The sequence below is a fragment of the Leifsonia sp. L25 genome (genome assembly GCF_050632895.1).
On record NZ_JBODRZ010000004.1, the window covers coordinates 114,552 to 128,451 of the forward strand.

Genomic DNA, 13,900 nt, shown 5'->3' on the forward strand with positions numbered 1-13,900 from the left:
CGTCGGCAATGGGTGGTAAAGCCGCACGCTACGCGGAGCACCGAACCCGGACTATGTCCTGCCCGGCCGAAAGACGGCCCGCTTCTTCGCCTTGGGGGGAGACACGCGAGAAGCTGGTGGCCGTCTTCAACGTCCTCGCACGAGAGACCGCCAACGCCGGCTACCGCGGGTGCCCCATGCTGAACGCCGACGCGGAGTACCCCGACGGAGACCACAGAGCGCCAGCGCGGCGGGGTGGTCATCCGCGGTCGGGCCTTCCCGCGGCGTCGCGTTCCTCCACCTCGACCGGCAGTCCCGAGTCCTAGACGAAGACCAGTCACGCGGGGACCTCGCCGGCCAGCACGCTCGCCACAGCGGCGTTCACGTCGCCTGGTCCAACCCCGTTTCCGCGACGCCAGGACGATCCCCGCGGACCAGCCGTACGTTGTCATGTTCCGATCGCTCTTCGAGCAGAGGGCCGTTGCTCATCGTTCGATCTTGAGTCGTCAACTCCAAAGCGGTGACTAAACGGTGAGTTTGGCCAAAAACCATTGACCGGGTAGTCTGGGCCGCAGCCTTAGTTCCCAGTGTTTTACTGGGATTCCGGGCCGCGCGAGTGTAGTTCAATGGTAGAACCTCAGCTTCCCAAGCTGATAGCGCGGGTTCGATTCCCGTCACTCGCTCCACGTGTCACTTCTTGAGCAATGTGGGCTTTTCTCGTTCTGCTTGGGCATGGGCGCCGGCCTCCGTCTCGTTCATGTGCTTCGGCGCGCCGTGTGCTGTGCTCGCAATGTCGAACTGCCCCCACAAGAGCGGATGCTTTCCCCAGGCCATAAGCGACTGAGTTTCGCAACCGGGTAGCGGTCATTGCTCCTGCAACGACGCCACCGATCACACTGATTCCGCACCTCCCCGCGGCGAAGCCTTCGGAATCCCTCCGTGCCTCCGAGCACATGCGACTCTTTCCGTTGCGCGGCGGATCGCTTACGATGAGTTCGCTCACCGAATAAGGAGTGCCGATTGCCCGACGTGCCCGCCATCCGGTTGACGCAGCTGACCAAGCTCTTCGGCTCGGTCTCCGCCGTCGACCACCTCGATCTGGAGATCGCCGCGGGCGAGTTCTTCTCGATGCTCGGCCCGTCGGGTTCGGGCAAGACGACGGTGCTCCGCTGTATCGCCGGTTTCGAGCAGCCGACGTCGGGGACGATCGAGCTGTTCGGGCAGGATGTGACGGGCAAGCCGGCCGCATCCCGGCCCGTGAACACGGTGTTCCAGGACTACGCGCTGTTCCCGCACATGTCCGTCATCGACAACGTCGCCTACGGCCTGCGTGTGCGCGGGGTCGGACGCGCGGAGCGACGCCGGCGCGCAGCGGAGGCGCTGGCGCTGGTGCAGCTCGAGGGTTTCGGCGACCGGAGGCCGGCCCAGCTCTCGGGCGGCCAGCGACAGCGCGTCGCGCTGGCCCGGGCGACCGTCGTGCAGCCGAAGGCGCTGCTGCTGGACGAGCCGCTCGGCGCCCTCGACCTCAAGCTTCGGCAGCAGATGCAGGTGGAGTTGAAGCAGCTGCAGCACGAGCTCGGCATCGCCTTCGTCTTCGTCACCCACGATCAGGATGAGGCGCTCACGCTCTCCGACCGCATCGCCGTGTTCAACAACGGCCGGATCGAGCAGCTCGGGACGCCGCGGGACCTCTACGAGAGCCCGGTCTCCCGCTTCGTCGCGGACTTCGTCGGCACCTCGAACCTGTTCGATCGCGAGCATGCGCAGAGCGTGCTCCGGCGCGACGGGGAGTACTCCATCCGACCCGAGAAGCTCACGCTGAGCACCGTGGCCGACTCGTCGGGCGGTCCCAGTGCGAGCGGCACGCTCGTCGAATCCGTCTACGCGGGCAGCAGCATCCGCCGGGTGGTCGACCTCGACGCCGGGCCGCGCATTTCGGTGCTGGAGAGCAACGACCGCACGCACCGCGGCGAGCTCGACCGGGGCACGCGCGTCCACATCTCGTGGCACGACGACGACCTCCGTGAGCTGGTGAGCACGCGACCGGCCGCGCCGGGCGGGGAGGTCGAAGCCGAAGCCGCACCCGACCACAGCGATGTACCTCACAGCAGAGGTGAAAAAGAGAGGCAAGGATCATGATTCGTGCAACGAAGCGCGTCGCGCGCTCGACCGCCGCGCTCGCGGCCGCCTCCGCGGCCCTCCTGGTGCTGGCGGCGTGTGCCGGCGGCGGCTCGGGCGGGGGCAGCACCGCATCCGTGCCCGACGTGCCCATGGCGAAGAAACTCGGGGCCAACGAGGGGCAGCTCAACATCATCGTCTGGGCAGGCTATGCCGAGGACGGCAGCAACGATCCGAGTGTCGACTGGGTCACGCCGTTCGAGAAGGACACGGGCTGCCAGGTCAACGCCAAGGTCGCCGGCACGTCGGATGAGATGGTGCAGCTGATGCGGACGGGCGGCTACGACGGCGTCTCGGCCTCGGGCGACGCCACCCTGCGACTGGTCTACGGCGGTCAGGTCGCGCCGGTGAACACGAAGCTCGTGCCGAACTACTCCACGATCTCCGACTTCCTGAAGAAGAAGGCCTGGAACTCCGTCGACGGCCAGATGTACGGCATCCCCCACGGCTGGGGCGCCAACGTGCTGATGTACAACAAGGCGACCGTGACGCCGGCTCCCGACTCGTGGTCGGCCGTGTTCGATGACGCGTCGAAGTACACGGGCAAGGTCACCGCGTACGACTCCCCGATCTACATCGCGGACGCCGCCCTCTACCTGAAGGCGCACGACCCGTCCCTGGGCATCAAGGACCCGTACTCGCTCACCGAGAAGCAGCTCAGCGCGGCCATCGACCTGCTGAAGAAGCAGAAGGCGAACGTCGGCGAGTACTGGTCGGACTACACGAAGGCCGTCCAGTCGTTCGAGTCGGGCAGCAGCGTGGTCGGGACGTCGTGGCAGGTGATCGCCAACCTCATCCAGAGCGACGGCAAGGTGCAGGTCGGCACGACGGTTCCGAAGGAGGGCTCGACCGGATGGTCGGACACCTGGATGATCTCGTCGAAGGCGAAGCACCCGAACTGCATGTACCGGTGGATGGACTGGATCACGTCCGCGAAGACGAACGCCCAGGTCGCCGAGTGGTTCGAGTGAGGCCCCCGCCCAGACGAAGGCGTGCGAACAGACCACCGACCCGAACTTCTGCACCACGTACCACGCGACCGACGCGGACTACGCCTCCAAGATCCACTACTGGACGACGCCGCAGAAGAAGTGCGTGGACGGCAGCGGCACGAACTGCACCGCGTACAGCGAATGGGTGAGCAAGTGGCAGGAGATCAAGGGATGAGGGCTCGCCTGGGCCTCGTGCTCGGGCCGCCCCTCCTCTGGCTCGTCGTCATCTACCTGGGGTCGATCGCCGTCCTGCTGGTCTCGTCCTTCTGGACGGTGGACGGGTTCACCGGCGCGGTCGTCCCCACGTTCACCCTGGAGAACTACGCGACACTGTTCACCGACCCGCTGTACGGGACGGTCGCGCTGCGCACACTCCTGGTGTCGCTCGGTGTGACGCTCATCGACGCTGTGGTCGCCTTCCCGATGGCGCTGTACATCGCGAAGGTGGCCCGGCCGAGCCGGCGGGCGCTGTACCTCGTGGCGGTGACGACTCCCCTGTGGGCCAGCTACCTGGTGAAGGCGTACGCCTGGCGCATCCTCGTCGAGCCGGGCGGGCCGATCGCGGTCGCGACCGGCGGGTACACGCCCGGCTTCGGGCTGCCGGCGACGATCATGACGCTGGCCTACCTGTGGCTGCCGTACATGATCATCCCCGTCTACGCCGGATTCGACCGGGTTCCGGACTCCCTCTTCGAGGCGAGCTACGACCTGGGCGCATCGACGTGGCGCACGATCCGGACGGTCGCGTTCCCGCTCGTGTTCCCCGCGATCGTGGCCGGCTCGATCTTCACCTTCGCGCTGAGCTTCGGCGACTACATCGCGGTCGGGATCGTCGGCGGCAAGACGCAGCTGCTCGCCAACCTGATCTACGGGCAGCTCGTGACCGCGAACAACCAGCCGCTCGCGGCGGCGCTGTCGGTGATCCCGCTGGTCGCGGTTGTGCTGTATCTGCTGGCCGTCCGCCGCACCGGTGCATTGGAGAACGTGTGAAGCTCTTATCGACGCCCGCGCGCATCCTGGCCGGGGTCTGCATGCTGTTGGGGCTGGTGGTGCTCTACGTGCCGCTCCTGCTCATCGTGCTGAACTCCTTCAACAGCTCGCGCACGTTCTCGTTCCCCCCGCCCGGCTTCACGCTGCAATGGTGGGAGGATGCGCTCCACTCCGCGGCGCGGCCGACGCCCTGGCGACCTCCGTCGTCGCCGGCCTCTGCGCGGCGGGAATCGCCCTGGTGCTCGGCACCATGGCGGCGTTCGCGGTGCAGCGCTTCCGGTTCTTCGGGCGGCAGAGCATCAACTTCCTGGTGGTGCTGCCGATCACGCTGCCCGGCATCGTCACCGGCATCGCGCTGGCGTCGACCTTCACGACGGTGCTGGGCCCGGTCGGCGTGACGCTCGGGCTCGCCACGGTGATCATCGGCCACGCGACCTTCTGCATCGTCATCGTCTACAACAACGTCCAGGCGCGGTTGCGGCGGATGGGGACTTCTCTCGAGGAGGCGTCGGGCGACCTCGGGGCGCGCGGCTGGCAGACCTTCTTCTGGGTGACGCTGCCGCAGGTGCGCGGCGCGCTCGCGGCCGGCGTGCTGCTCGCTTTCGCCCTCAGCTTCGACGAGATCGTGGTGACGACGTTCACGGCGGGTCCGACGGTGCAGACGCTCCCGATCTGGATCTTCCAGAACCTGTTCCGGCCCAACCAGGCGCCGGTCGTGAACGTGGTGGCGGCGGTGCTGACGATCATCGCGATCATCCCGGTGTGGCTATCGCAGCGGCTGGCGGGCGACTCGGTCACGAGCCGGGTGTGACGACAGCCTAAGGGTCGGAGAGGGTCGCGATCGCGTCGCGGAGATAGGCCTCGGCCAGCCCTTCGGCGGGACTCCGGTGGAGGGTGCCGGGCCGCCAACTGCGGTACAGATGACCAGAGACGATTCGCGGCAGCACGTCGTCGAGGAACTGCTGTTGCAGCGCCGGCACCCCCATCAGGCCTCCTCGGGATCGATCCCTCACGCTAGCGGACGACCCATCTCGTCTCTACACGGCGTACCCGCGCCGCATGGTCGGCGGATGCAGCAGTACCCACACCACGCTCACGCGCCAGGCCGGTCAGGTCGACCGCGACGGCGGCCGAGGTGCGGCCCTCGTCGGTCACGATGAGGCCGGGGCCGCCGTTCACCGGGCGCTCGGCCACCTCTCGCCCGTCGAGCGCGCCCAGCCCGCGCGCCAAGAGCAATGAGGCGTCGCCGGCGCCGCGGACGACCCGGACCTTCGCGTGGTCGGGCTCGCCCGAATCCACCACGACCGCCACGTCGGGATCGAGCAGGTCGCGCAGCCGGCGCAGGTCGCGGTCGGATGCGGCAGCGCGCAGATCGCGCACCCTGCTGCGGCGGCTGCCGCGCACTGCGGGCACCCGAACTGTCATGGACATGATGTCTCCTCATCGTCGCGCCGGCCGGGAAGGGCCGGTACCAGCTATGACCACGCGCGCGGGCCGGATGTGACACCGGGTCTGTCACAACCACGGGCGGTGCCCGGTCATAGCTGGCGAGTGCGCGCATCCTGCGCGCCGGAACGGAGAAGAGAATGAGGATCGTCGTCATCGGAGGCACCGGCCTGATCGGCCGGAAACTGGTGGAGCTGCTGCAGGAGCGCGGGCACGACGCGGTCGCCGCATCCCCGTCGACGGGGGTGGACACGGTCACCGGCCAGGGCCTGCTCGAGGCGCTGCAGGGCGCGGACGTCGTGGTGGACGTCGCCAACGCGCCGTCGTTCGAGGACGGGCCGGTCATGGAGTTCTTCCGCACCGCGACCGCGAACGTCGTCGCGGCCGAGAAGGAAGCGGGCGTCGGCCACCACGTCGCGCTCTCGATCGTCGGAGCCGACCGGATGACGGACATCGGCTACATGCGGGCGGAAGGTGGCGCAGGAGCGGATCGTGCGCGAGAGCGGCGTGCCGTTCACGATCGTGCGCGCGACGCAGTTCTTCGAGTTCGTCGGTCGCGCTGACGGACGGCGCCACGCGGGGCGACACCGCCGTGCTGTCGAACGTGCTCATGCAGCCGATCGCCGCGGCGGACGTCTCGGCGACGCTGGCGGATGCGGCCGTCGAAGCGCCGACCGGCGGGATCATCGAGCTGGGCGGACCGGAGCAGCTGCGGCTCGACGAGCTCGCCCGCCTCCTGCTGGCTGCGCGCGGCGACTCCCGGACGGTCCAGACCGACCCCGGCGCCGGGTACTACGGCGGAAAGGTGGACGACCGCTCCCTCGTGCCGGGCAACGACCCCGCCATCGCGGAGCACCGCCCGGGACCATCACGTACTCCCGCTGGCTGGAGGATGCTCGCTAGCATTCGAGCATGGCCGGGGCGACAGGGCAGACCGACGAGCCTCAGGCCGCCGCGGACACGTTCGCGGCGGCCCGTCCCCGTCTCTTCGGCATCGCCTACCGGATGCTCGGAACGGTGGCCGACGCCGAGGACATCGTGCAGGACACCTGGGAGCGCTGGCAGAACACCGACCGCTCTTGTCGTGCGGGAGCCCGCCGCGTCCCTGGCCACGACCACGACCCGGCTGGCGATCAACCAGGCGCAGTCGGCGCGGGTCCGCCGCGAGTCGTACGTGGGGCCGTGGCTGCCCGAGCCCGTCGACACGAGCGCCGATCCCCTGCTGGGCGCGGAGCGCGGGGAGGCGCTCGAGTTCGCGGTGCTGGTGCTGCTCGAGACGCTGTCGCCGACGGAGCGCGCCGCCTACGTGCTGCGGGAGGCGTTCGACTACCCGTACCCGCAGATCGCGGAGATCACTCCAGGGGTCGGAGGCGTCGGCTCCCGTCAGCTGGTGAGCCGAGCGCGCAAGCACCTGGCACTGAGCAGCGGCAGGTGCGGGGAGGTCGACCACCAGGAGCAGAAGCGGATGCTGGAGGCGGTTTCTCGACGCCGCGCAGTCGGGCGACATCGCCGAGCTGGAGCGGATCTTCACCGCCGACATCGTCAGCTACTCGGACGGCGGCGGGCTGGCGCGCGCGTCGCGCATCCCCGTGCTCACGCGGAGACCGTCGCCAAGTACGTGCATGTGCTCCACGACCGGTTCTGGGTGGGCAGCATCCACCTCGTCGAGGCGAACGGCGCCCCGGCCGCGGTGCTGGTCCGCGACGGAGCGGTCGTGGCGTTCGTCGCCTTGGACGTGACGGCCGACGGCATCCGGCGCTTCCAGTGGGTGCTCAACCCGGAGAAGCTGGAGCGGCTGCCCGTCCCGGCGTAAGGCTCCCGGTCCCGCCGGCGCGGTCTCAGCCGGCGGCTGCGGCCGTCACCGCCAGCCGGCGTAACGGTCCGCGGGCCCGCCGGCGACCGGTTCGAAGCTCACGTCGCGCGAATCCACTTCGCGGCCCTCCTCGTCGACGAACGCCACGCCGATGCGCCCGCCCGTGGCGGTGTCGCGACGATCACGGTCGGGCCGTCGTCTCGGGGCGCTGCACATCGCCCCACTGCTGGAGGGCGCCGAGAACGAGCTTCAGGTCCCCGCCCGCGGGGGTGAGGTGGTAGTCGGTGCGGGCACGGGCCCCTCCGCCCGGTATTCGCGCCGTTCCAGGATTCCCGGCTCGACCAGCCCGGTGAGACGGGCGGTCAGGATGTTGGGAGCGATGCCCAGCAGGTCCTGAAATCGGCGAAACGGGTGATCCCGTTGTGCGCCTCCCGGAGGATGAGGAACGACCAGCGGTCGCCGACGAGCTCGAGAGTCCGGGCGATCGAGCAGTTCGGCGCCGGACGGTTCTTCGCTGTCATCTCTTCTCCTCACGGGTTGCGCGCCTGACGATACCCGCAAGGAGGAACGCGGTCACGGCCAGCACACCGATCGCGACCGCGCCGATGACGAGCGCCGTGCCCAGGCCGCCTGCGGTGGCGATCGCCCCGAGGGTGAACGCGATCGCTCCCTGGAAGACGTAGGCGACCAGGTAGACGGCGGAGATCGTCCCGCCCCGGTGATGCGCGGGCGCGTGCGTCGCGATCAATCCGGAGTCCGCCGGAGAAGAGGAGTCCGTAGCCGGCCCCCGCGAAGACGGTCGTGACCATGAACAGAGGCAGCGAGTGCGTCTGGGCCGAGAGCACCAGCAGCGCGAGGTCGACGACCGTGATCAGTGCACCGGCGATGACCAGGCGGCCGGGGGCGAAGCGCCGGGCCAGCACCGCCGTGACACCGATCATCGTCGACATGATCGCCAGCACCAGACCGGTCACGAGGACGTTGTGCGAACCGATCAGATCCTTCGCGACGTCGGCGCCCAGCGCGAGGAAGACCGGGACCCGAACGCGTAGGCGGCGGTCACAGCGGCCGCAGCTGTCGCGTAGAGCAGGCGGATGCCGGCGGGAATTCGGATGGGACGAGGGCGCCAGGTGCCTTCGGCGGCTGCTGCGCTTCTACGCGGCAGGAAGGAGACCATCACCAGGACAGCGGCGACGACGACCAGCAGCACCCAGAAGTCCAGGTGGAGCGGCAGCGGCGCGTATTGGATGAGTCCCCCACCGACGATCGTCGCCAGGGACAGGCCCACCGCCGTCGCGGCCGTGACGGTGGAGGAGGCGCGTCCCTCCTGGCCTGTCCGGCTGAACTCGACAGCAGCTGCAGTGGCCGGGGCGAGCGCCAATCCGACGCCCGCGCCCATGAAGGCACGACCGGCGAAGACCCAGCCGACCGAGGGCGCGACCGCGAAGAGAAGGACGCCGACGAAGAGTGCGCCCACCCCGATGAGCATCGCGTTGCGCCGACCGATGAAGTCGGACACCTGACCGAAGATCACGAGGAAGACGACCAGGACGATCGGGTACACCGCGAAGATGGCGGTGGTCACCGCCGACGTGAGGTGCCAGGTGCTGGCGTAGAGCGGGTACGTGGCGGTCGGCGCTGCGCTGGTCCACAGTGCGACACCGGCGACCGCCGCGGCGGTCCAGAATCGGGCCCGCGCGGGCAGGGTCGGCGCTGTGGCACGTCTCGTGACAGGAAGGGCGCTCGTCTCGAGGGTCATGGTTCCTCTTCTTCGGTTCGGGCTGAGTATTCCGTTGCAACCTCAGGCCGAACGGCGAATATTCCTCCGGGCCGTGATCGACCCGGTCCCTTCTCCGTGTCACAAACCGGCGCGCTGTCTTGTCATAGCTGGTGAAGGCATCCGCTGACGAGGCAGGAGGCAGCAATGCGCCGGATCCCGGGGTACATGACCGACGACCGCGAGCTCGTGGGGAGGGCATGATGCCCGTCCATCGCTCGGGTCCGCCCCCTCCGCGACCGCGCGGCTGTCCCGTCTGGTCTCGGGAACCTCGGCCGTCCGGCGGGCGACGGCGCTGCGCGAGGAGCTCAGGATGCGGCGAGCGCCGCTCCACTGGACCACCATGTTCGGCGTCGTCGCCCTCGCCTGCGTCGTCGTCCTGTTCGTGACCGGCTTCATCCTGATGTTCGGGTACACGCCGTCGAGCGAACGGGTCACCTATACCGGCCCGTACCTCCCTTCGCCGGAGCGGAGATGTCGAAGGCGCTGCAGTCGACGCTCGCCATCTCGTTCGAGCTGCCGGGCGGCCTGCTGGTGCGGCAGGCGCACCACTGGGCCGCCCTCCTGCTGCCGGCCGCGCTCATCCTGCAACTGGCGGTGACCTTCTTCACCGGGGCGTTCCGCCCTCCGCGCCGGCTCGCCTGGCTGCTGCTGTTCGGGCTGCTGCTGACCGCGCTGGCCGGAGGGTGGAGCGGGTACGCCCTGCCCGATGACATGCTCTCGGGCACCGGCTTACGGATCGTGGAGGGCATCGTGCTCGGCATCCCGGTCGTGGGCACGTGGCTGTCGGCGCTGCTGTTCGGGGGCGAGTTCCCGGGGCGGATCATCGAGAACCTGTACCCGATCCACGTCGCCGTCGTCCCCGTGCTGCTCATCGTGCTCATGGCGGCTCGAGCACGGAGCGCGTACGTGAACGGTCCGGCGCAGTTCGCCGGCCCGGGCCGGACCGAGGAGCGGATCGTCGGGGTGCCGGTCTGGCCGAACCTCGCCGTTCGCGCCGGCGGGCTGCTCGCCCTGGTGACCGGCGGCATCCTCCTGCTCGCCGCGACGGTGACGATCAGCCCGGTGTGGCTCTACGGCCCCTCCTCTCCCGGCGACGCCTCCGCGGGCAGCCAGCCCGACTGGTACACCGGCTTCCTCGACGGCGCCCTGCGCCTGGTCCCCCCGGGCTGGGAGGTCGAGTGGCTGGGCCGCACGTGGACGCCGGCGATCCTCCTCCCGCTGCTCGTCGTCGGCCTGTTCCTGCTCGCGATCGCGGTCTATCCGTTCGTGGAGGAGTGGGTCACCGGCGACCACGCCGAGCACCACCTCCTGGACCGGCCGCGCAACGAGCCCACGCGCACCGGCCTGGGCGTCGCCGCCCTGGTGTTCTACGGTGCCCTGTGGGGCGCGGGCAGCGCCGACCTGGTGGCGACGCATCTCCATCTCACCGTGGAGTCGGTCGTCGCGTGGTACCAGGCGATGGTCGTCCTGGGGCCGTTCGTCGCTTTCCTGCTCACCCGCCGGGTGTGCCTGGCGCTGCAGAAGCGCGACCGCGACATCCTGCTGCACGGCTACGAGACGGGACGCATCGTGCGCCTGCCCGGCGGCGAGTACGCCGAGGTGCACGGGCGGGTGGATGCGGTGGAGCGCTACCGCCTCGCCGGTCCCGCCGCCGCGCACGGGGCGGCGGCGCATCCGGACGAGAACGGGCGGCTCCGCTGGTCCGAGCGGATGCGCGCGGCGCTCGCCCGCGTCTACTTCGAGGACAGGCTCCAACCGCTCGGCGACGGCGCGGTGGGCCCGCCGGAGCGCTTCGGAGCGGCGTGAGCCCGGCGCGGCGGTGGTGGGTGGCGGCGTGGCTGTTGCAGCGGTCGGCGGGCGAATCGGTCATCAGCCGGGCGTGAGCTCTTCACCGCCCGGCGGACGGACGTGCGTCAGCTCTCCGGGCGGCGGTCCGTAGTGGACAGGTCCTCGCGAGCGCCACCGCACCCGCTGCGAGCGCCAGCACCGTTGCGACGGTGCACACGCGGGCGAGCACGGGCGCCGTCCGCTCGCGAAGCCCGCCACGCGCAACCCCGAGCACCGCCCAGCCGAGGACCGCGCCGGTGGTGTTCAGGATGACGTCGGTGACGTCCGAGCTGCCGACCGCGAGTGCGAACTGGAGGGCTTCGAGGCCGACGCTCACCGCCGCGGCCGCGGCCGCGGCCCGCCACCAGCGCGCGTGCGGAGCGATCAGCCCCAGGCAGACGCCGAACGGGACGAAGAGGGCCACGTTCGCGAGCATCTCGGGCATGCTGTTGACGCCGTAGCCGTCACCCGCGACGAACGGCACGAGCTTCACGGCGCGGGTGCCGCCGTGAAGGGATGGCATCCCCAGCTTCCAGAGCACCGCCCACGTCAAGAGGCCGAGGTACACCGCGAACAGTGAGCGGAGCAGGATGCGGTGGTCGCGAGGGCGATGCGGGGGCGGCAGGGATGGCTGTACTCACCCTCCGACCGTACGAATCCGTCCCCTGCTGGCGGATCGGCCGCGAGTCGCAAACCGGTACGACCCGAGAATGATCGACGCAACCGGAGCCGCCAGTCCGCTGAGAGCGGGCGGGCGCGGCGTCACGATGTCGGACTTCGCGCGTCCTTGAGGACGAAGAACCCGAAATCCGCGTCGCGATTTTCCGTCGCGCCCGACGAAAGGAACCCGCATGCCCGATCAGATCGAGGACGCCACGGAGGCCCCCGTCGAAACCGCACAACCGACCCCGGCCACCCCGCTCGCCGTCCCGGCTCCGACCGCCGATCGGATGAACGTGCTCGCCATCGTCGCGTTCGTGCTGTCGTTCTTCGTCGGCATCGTCGGGATCGTGTGCGGCCACATCGCGCTGCGTCAGATCAAGCGGACGGGCGACCGTGGCCGGGGCCTCGCGCTCGCTGGAACCATTCTGGGCTACGTCTTCACCGCGTTCGGTCTCTTCATCGCCGTGGTCGTCGTGCCGGTCCTCATCATGGCAGCGGTCGATGCTGCCGAGTACGCGGGCTACTGAGCTCCGACGAGAACGCAGGAGGGCGGTGCCGCCCGGCGTCCCGCCCTCCCGCGTCTCTCACCGCCTCACGTCGGTGAGCGCCCGCTTCGTCGCGGGCTCGGCGGTGGCGCTCGCCACGTTCGCCAGCGACTCCGTCTTCCGGTCCAGGTACCCGAAGCTGTTGCGGTGCTGCCAGTACTTCGCGATCCGGTCGACCATGTTCACGATGTTCGTCCAGACGCTCGACGTGATCTTGTCGTTCCACGCGGAGTGGAGGATCGGAGCGTGACCCGTCACCGCGCGCAGCCGCTGCTTCGCGTACCCGTCGGAGCCGAACTGGATCGCGCCGAACCGGGGCGCGCGCGGGTCGGTCCGCGAGAGACGGCCCCAGCCCGCCAGCCCGTCCTTGCGCGCCTCGGAGACATACACCGCGCGGGCGTGCAGGTCGGACGCCCGCGGGATGGACGTCTCGATCCCCGCCGAGCCGAGCATCACGAAGGCGTTGACGCCGAGGTCGGCGCGCGCGAGCGCATTCGCCGCGGTGGTCGTCCCGTACGAGTGCGCGACGACGTTCACGATCGGGGCGTCCCGGGTTCCCCGGCTGGACGCGAGCCCGGTCATGTCCCGGATCAGGTTCGGCGCCCCGGCGCGCGCGTACTCGCCGCGTGACGCCTCGATGCTCGGGGGTGGCGGCGGCGGCGTGTAACCCATCCAGGCGATGACGGCCCGCTTCTTCGGCGCTCCCACTGTTCCCTGCACATCCCACACGTTCTGCGCGGCGAGCGCCCACAGCTTCATGTCGGTGGAGTAGGTGCCCATGCCGGGCACCTGCCAGGTGACCATGTCGGCCGCATCCGGGTCGCCGACACTGATGGCGGCGAGGGGCGGCAGGTCGCCGGTCAGCGACATCAGGTACCGGCGGGGCGAGCGGGGTCTGAGCGCGCCGGCGATGGCCTCATAGGCCTTCACGGCCGTCCGTGCCGCCTCGTCGTTCCGCTTCTTCATCAGCTCGAGCCGCTGGGCGAGCGCACGTCGGTTCAGCCGGTCGCGCACCCGGTAGGGCAGGCCGTCGAGGTTGCCGGCGACGACCGGCAGCGCGGCGGTCACGTGCGGGCGGACCTCCGCAGGCAGCGCGCTCCACTCCTCCGCAACCTGCTCGGGAGTGGCGGAACGGACCGCATCGACCCACTCCTGCACCTGCGGACTCTGCCGCTTCAACCCCTTCAGCGAGAGCGCATCACTCGAAGCCGCGAGCGGCAGCGGCGCCTTACTGGGCGAGAAGACGGTGATGCCGGCCGCGGCCGCTAGGCAGAGGACGCACGCGAGGACGCGACGCACCAGACGCGAACGGCGAGGCACTGGGGATGAGGACACGAGTTCCCTCACTCTCGGGGGCAGCAGGGCCGGCGGACGGCTGCGATCGGGGTTCCACTGATCTAGACGCGCCTGGGGCGCATCCGTGACGCCGCGAAGGGACGACGCGTCGACCGGGGCCGCGGGCGGCGGGCGGGGACCGTCCACGGCTGGACGAACTGGACTGGTCGGGGCACCGATCCACCCCTCCTACTCGGACAGCAAGCTGCTCATCGAGGCGCTCGCCGCGGACACCGGCGTCCGCTGGTAGCCGCAGGCCCGGCGGATTCCCAGCCGCGACGGCCGCTCCGCCGGTAGGGTGGGGCCATCAAGGGGAGTACTCCCGCTTGCAGTGAGTCCGTCACTACGGATG

General features: G+C 69.9%; 16 protein-coding genes and 1 tRNA gene. 10 read left to right on the forward strand and 7 right to left on the reverse strand.

What is annotated here, in order from left to right:
* The first annotated feature begins 591 nt into the window (after nucleotides 1-591).
* The 5 genes from ACRAWC_RS21050 (at nucleotide 592) to ACRAWC_RS21070 (ending at nucleotide 4,950) form a co-directional block, all read left to right on the forward strand.
* Nucleotides 592-665: transfer RNA gene (locus tag ACRAWC_RS21050), tRNA-Gly, on the forward strand.
* Between the two features lie 343 nt (nucleotides 666-1,008).
* Complete coding sequence (locus tag ACRAWC_RS21055) at nucleotides 1,009-2,118, forward strand: ABC transporter ATP-binding protein (RefSeq protein ID WP_431247893.1); 1,110 nt, start codon at nucleotides 1,009-1,011, stop codon at nucleotides 2,116-2,118.
* Nucleotides 2,115-3,128: an ABC transporter substrate-binding protein gene (locus ACRAWC_RS21060; protein WP_431349567.1), complete on the forward strand. Its 1,014-nt coding sequence runs from the start codon at nucleotides 2,115-2,117 to the stop codon at nucleotides 3,126-3,128. The genes ACRAWC_RS21055 and ACRAWC_RS21060 overlap by 4 nt, the downstream gene beginning before the upstream one ends.
* A gap of 192 nt (nucleotides 3,129-3,320) precedes the next feature.
* Nucleotides 3,321-4,139 (forward strand): ABC transporter permease, encoded by an 819-nt coding sequence (locus ACRAWC_RS21065; RefSeq protein WP_431219237.1) that lies wholly within the window; start codon nucleotides 3,321-3,323, stop codon nucleotides 4,137-4,139.
* 148 nt (nucleotides 4,140-4,287) lie between these two features.
* The gene (locus tag ACRAWC_RS21070) at nucleotides 4,288-4,950 is read left to right on the forward strand and encodes an ABC transporter permease (protein ID WP_431349568.1); all 663 of its coding nucleotides are present in this window, start codon (nucleotides 4,288-4,290) and stop codon (nucleotides 4,948-4,950) included.
* 7 nt (nucleotides 4,951-4,957) lie between these two features.
* On the opposite strand, the gene ACRAWC_RS21075 is transcribed toward ACRAWC_RS21070, so the two are convergent.
* Both ACRAWC_RS21075 and ACRAWC_RS21080 read right to left on the reverse strand, forming a co-directional pair.
* On the reverse strand, nucleotides 4,958-5,119 hold the full coding sequence (locus ACRAWC_RS21075) for a hypothetical protein (RefSeq protein WP_431349569.1): 162 nt from the start codon (nucleotides 5,117-5,119) through the stop codon (nucleotides 4,958-4,960).
* 34 nt (nucleotides 5,120-5,153) lie between these two features.
* Nucleotides 5,154-5,570, reverse strand: a complete 417-nt coding sequence (locus tag ACRAWC_RS21080) for a hypothetical protein (RefSeq protein ID WP_431349570.1) — start codon at nucleotides 5,568-5,570, stop codon at nucleotides 5,154-5,156.
* Nucleotides 5,571-5,725: 155 nt separating this feature from the next.
* Between ACRAWC_RS21080 and ACRAWC_RS21085 the strand changes: the two genes are divergently transcribed.
* Complete coding sequence (locus ACRAWC_RS21085; RefSeq protein ID WP_431349571.1) at nucleotides 5,726-6,148, forward strand: SDR family oxidoreductase; 423 nt, start codon at nucleotides 5,726-5,728, stop codon at nucleotides 6,146-6,148.
* Nucleotides 6,149-6,891: 743 nt separating this feature from the next.
* Nucleotides 6,892-7,398 (forward strand): hypothetical protein, encoded by a 507-nt coding sequence (locus ACRAWC_RS21090; protein WP_431349970.1) that lies wholly within the window; start codon nucleotides 6,892-6,894, stop codon nucleotides 7,396-7,398.
* 362 nt (nucleotides 7,399-7,760) lie between these two features.
* On the opposite strand, the gene ACRAWC_RS21095 is transcribed toward ACRAWC_RS21090, so the two are convergent.
* From ACRAWC_RS21095 to ACRAWC_RS21105, 3 genes are all read right to left on the reverse strand, one after another.
* Nucleotides 7,761-7,919 (reverse strand): winged helix-turn-helix transcriptional regulator, encoded by a 159-nt coding sequence (locus tag ACRAWC_RS21095; protein ID WP_431349572.1) that lies wholly within the window; start codon nucleotides 7,917-7,919, stop codon nucleotides 7,761-7,763.
* On the reverse strand, nucleotides 7,916-8,146 hold the full coding sequence (locus tag ACRAWC_RS21100; RefSeq protein ID WP_431349573.1) for a hypothetical protein: 231 nt from the start codon (nucleotides 8,144-8,146) through the stop codon (nucleotides 7,916-7,918). Before ACRAWC_RS21100 ends, ACRAWC_RS21095 begins: the two co-directional genes overlap by 4 nt.
* A gap of 246 nt (nucleotides 8,147-8,392) precedes the next feature.
* Complete coding sequence (locus ACRAWC_RS21105; protein WP_431349574.1) at nucleotides 8,393-9,157, reverse strand: MFS transporter; 765 nt, start codon at nucleotides 9,155-9,157, stop codon at nucleotides 8,393-8,395.
* Nucleotides 9,158-9,649: 492 nt separating this feature from the next.
* Here ACRAWC_RS21105 and ACRAWC_RS21110 point away from each other — a divergent pair, with 492 nt between their 5' ends.
* The gene (locus ACRAWC_RS21110; RefSeq protein ID WP_431349575.1) at nucleotides 9,650-10,984 is read left to right on the forward strand and encodes a cytochrome b; all 1,335 of its coding nucleotides are present in this window, start codon (nucleotides 9,650-9,652) and stop codon (nucleotides 10,982-10,984) included.
* A gap of 82 nt (nucleotides 10,985-11,066) precedes the next feature.
* On the opposite strand, the gene ACRAWC_RS21115 is transcribed toward ACRAWC_RS21110, so the two are convergent.
* Complete coding sequence (locus ACRAWC_RS21115) at nucleotides 11,067-11,528, reverse strand: VanZ family protein (RefSeq protein WP_431349576.1); 462 nt, start codon at nucleotides 11,526-11,528, stop codon at nucleotides 11,067-11,069.
* Nucleotides 11,529-11,856: 328 nt separating this feature from the next.
* On the opposite strand from ACRAWC_RS21115, the gene ACRAWC_RS21120 reads away from it, so the two are divergent.
* Nucleotides 11,857-12,195, forward strand: a complete 339-nt coding sequence (locus tag ACRAWC_RS21120) for a DUF4190 domain-containing protein (RefSeq protein WP_431245898.1) — start codon at nucleotides 11,857-11,859, stop codon at nucleotides 12,193-12,195.
* 57 nt (nucleotides 12,196-12,252) lie between these two features.
* Here the strand turns inward: ACRAWC_RS21120 and ACRAWC_RS21125 are convergent, their stop codons facing one another.
* Nucleotides 12,253-13,371, reverse strand: coding sequence for an alpha/beta hydrolase (locus ACRAWC_RS21125; protein ID WP_431349577.1), 1,119 nt, complete (start codon nucleotides 13,369-13,371; stop codon nucleotides 12,253-12,255).
* 262 nt (nucleotides 13,372-13,633) lie between these two features.
* On the opposite strand from ACRAWC_RS21125, the gene ACRAWC_RS21130 reads away from it, so the two are divergent.
* Nucleotides 13,634-13,798: a hypothetical protein gene (locus ACRAWC_RS21130; protein ID WP_431349578.1), complete on the forward strand. Its 165-nt coding sequence runs from the start codon at nucleotides 13,634-13,636 to the stop codon at nucleotides 13,796-13,798.
* Nucleotides 13,799-13,900 lie beyond the last annotated feature (102 nt).

Coding starts and splice junctions, on each gene's coding strand:
- ACRAWC_RS21070 (WP_431349568.1), top strand. CDS start 4,288: ATGGTGGGAGGATGCGCTCCACTCCGCGGCGCGGCCGACGCCCTGGCG.
- ACRAWC_RS21120 (WP_431245898.1), top strand. CDS start 11,857: ATGCCCGATCAGATCGAGGACGCCACGGAGGCCCCCGTCGAAACCGCA.
- ACRAWC_RS21060 (WP_431349567.1), top strand. CDS start 2,115: ATGATTCGTGCAACGAAGCGCGTCGCGCGCTCGACCGCCGCGCTCGCG.
- ACRAWC_RS21065 (WP_431219237.1), top strand. CDS start 3,321: ATGAGGGCTCGCCTGGGCCTCGTGCTCGGGCCGCCCCTCCTCTGGCTC.
- ACRAWC_RS21110 (WP_431349575.1), top strand. CDS start 9,650: ATGTCGAAGGCGCTGCAGTCGACGCTCGCCATCTCGTTCGAGCTGCCG.
- ACRAWC_RS21105 (WP_431349574.1), bottom strand. CDS start 9,157: ATGACCCTCGAGACGAGCGCCCTTCCTGTCACGAGACGTGCCACAGCG.
- ACRAWC_RS21115 (WP_431349576.1), bottom strand. CDS start 11,528: ATGCCATCCCTTCACGGCGGCACCCGCGCCGTGAAGCTCGTGCCGTTC.
- ACRAWC_RS21080 (WP_431349570.1), bottom strand. CDS start 5,570: ATGTCCATGACAGTTCGGGTGCCCGCAGTGCGCGGCAGCCGCCGCAGC.
- ACRAWC_RS21095 (WP_431349572.1), bottom strand. CDS start 7,919: ATGACAGCGAAGAACCGTCCGGCGCCGAACTGCTCGATCGCCCGGACT.
- ACRAWC_RS21085 (WP_431349571.1), top strand. CDS start 5,726: ATGAGGATCGTCGTCATCGGAGGCACCGGCCTGATCGGCCGGAAACTG.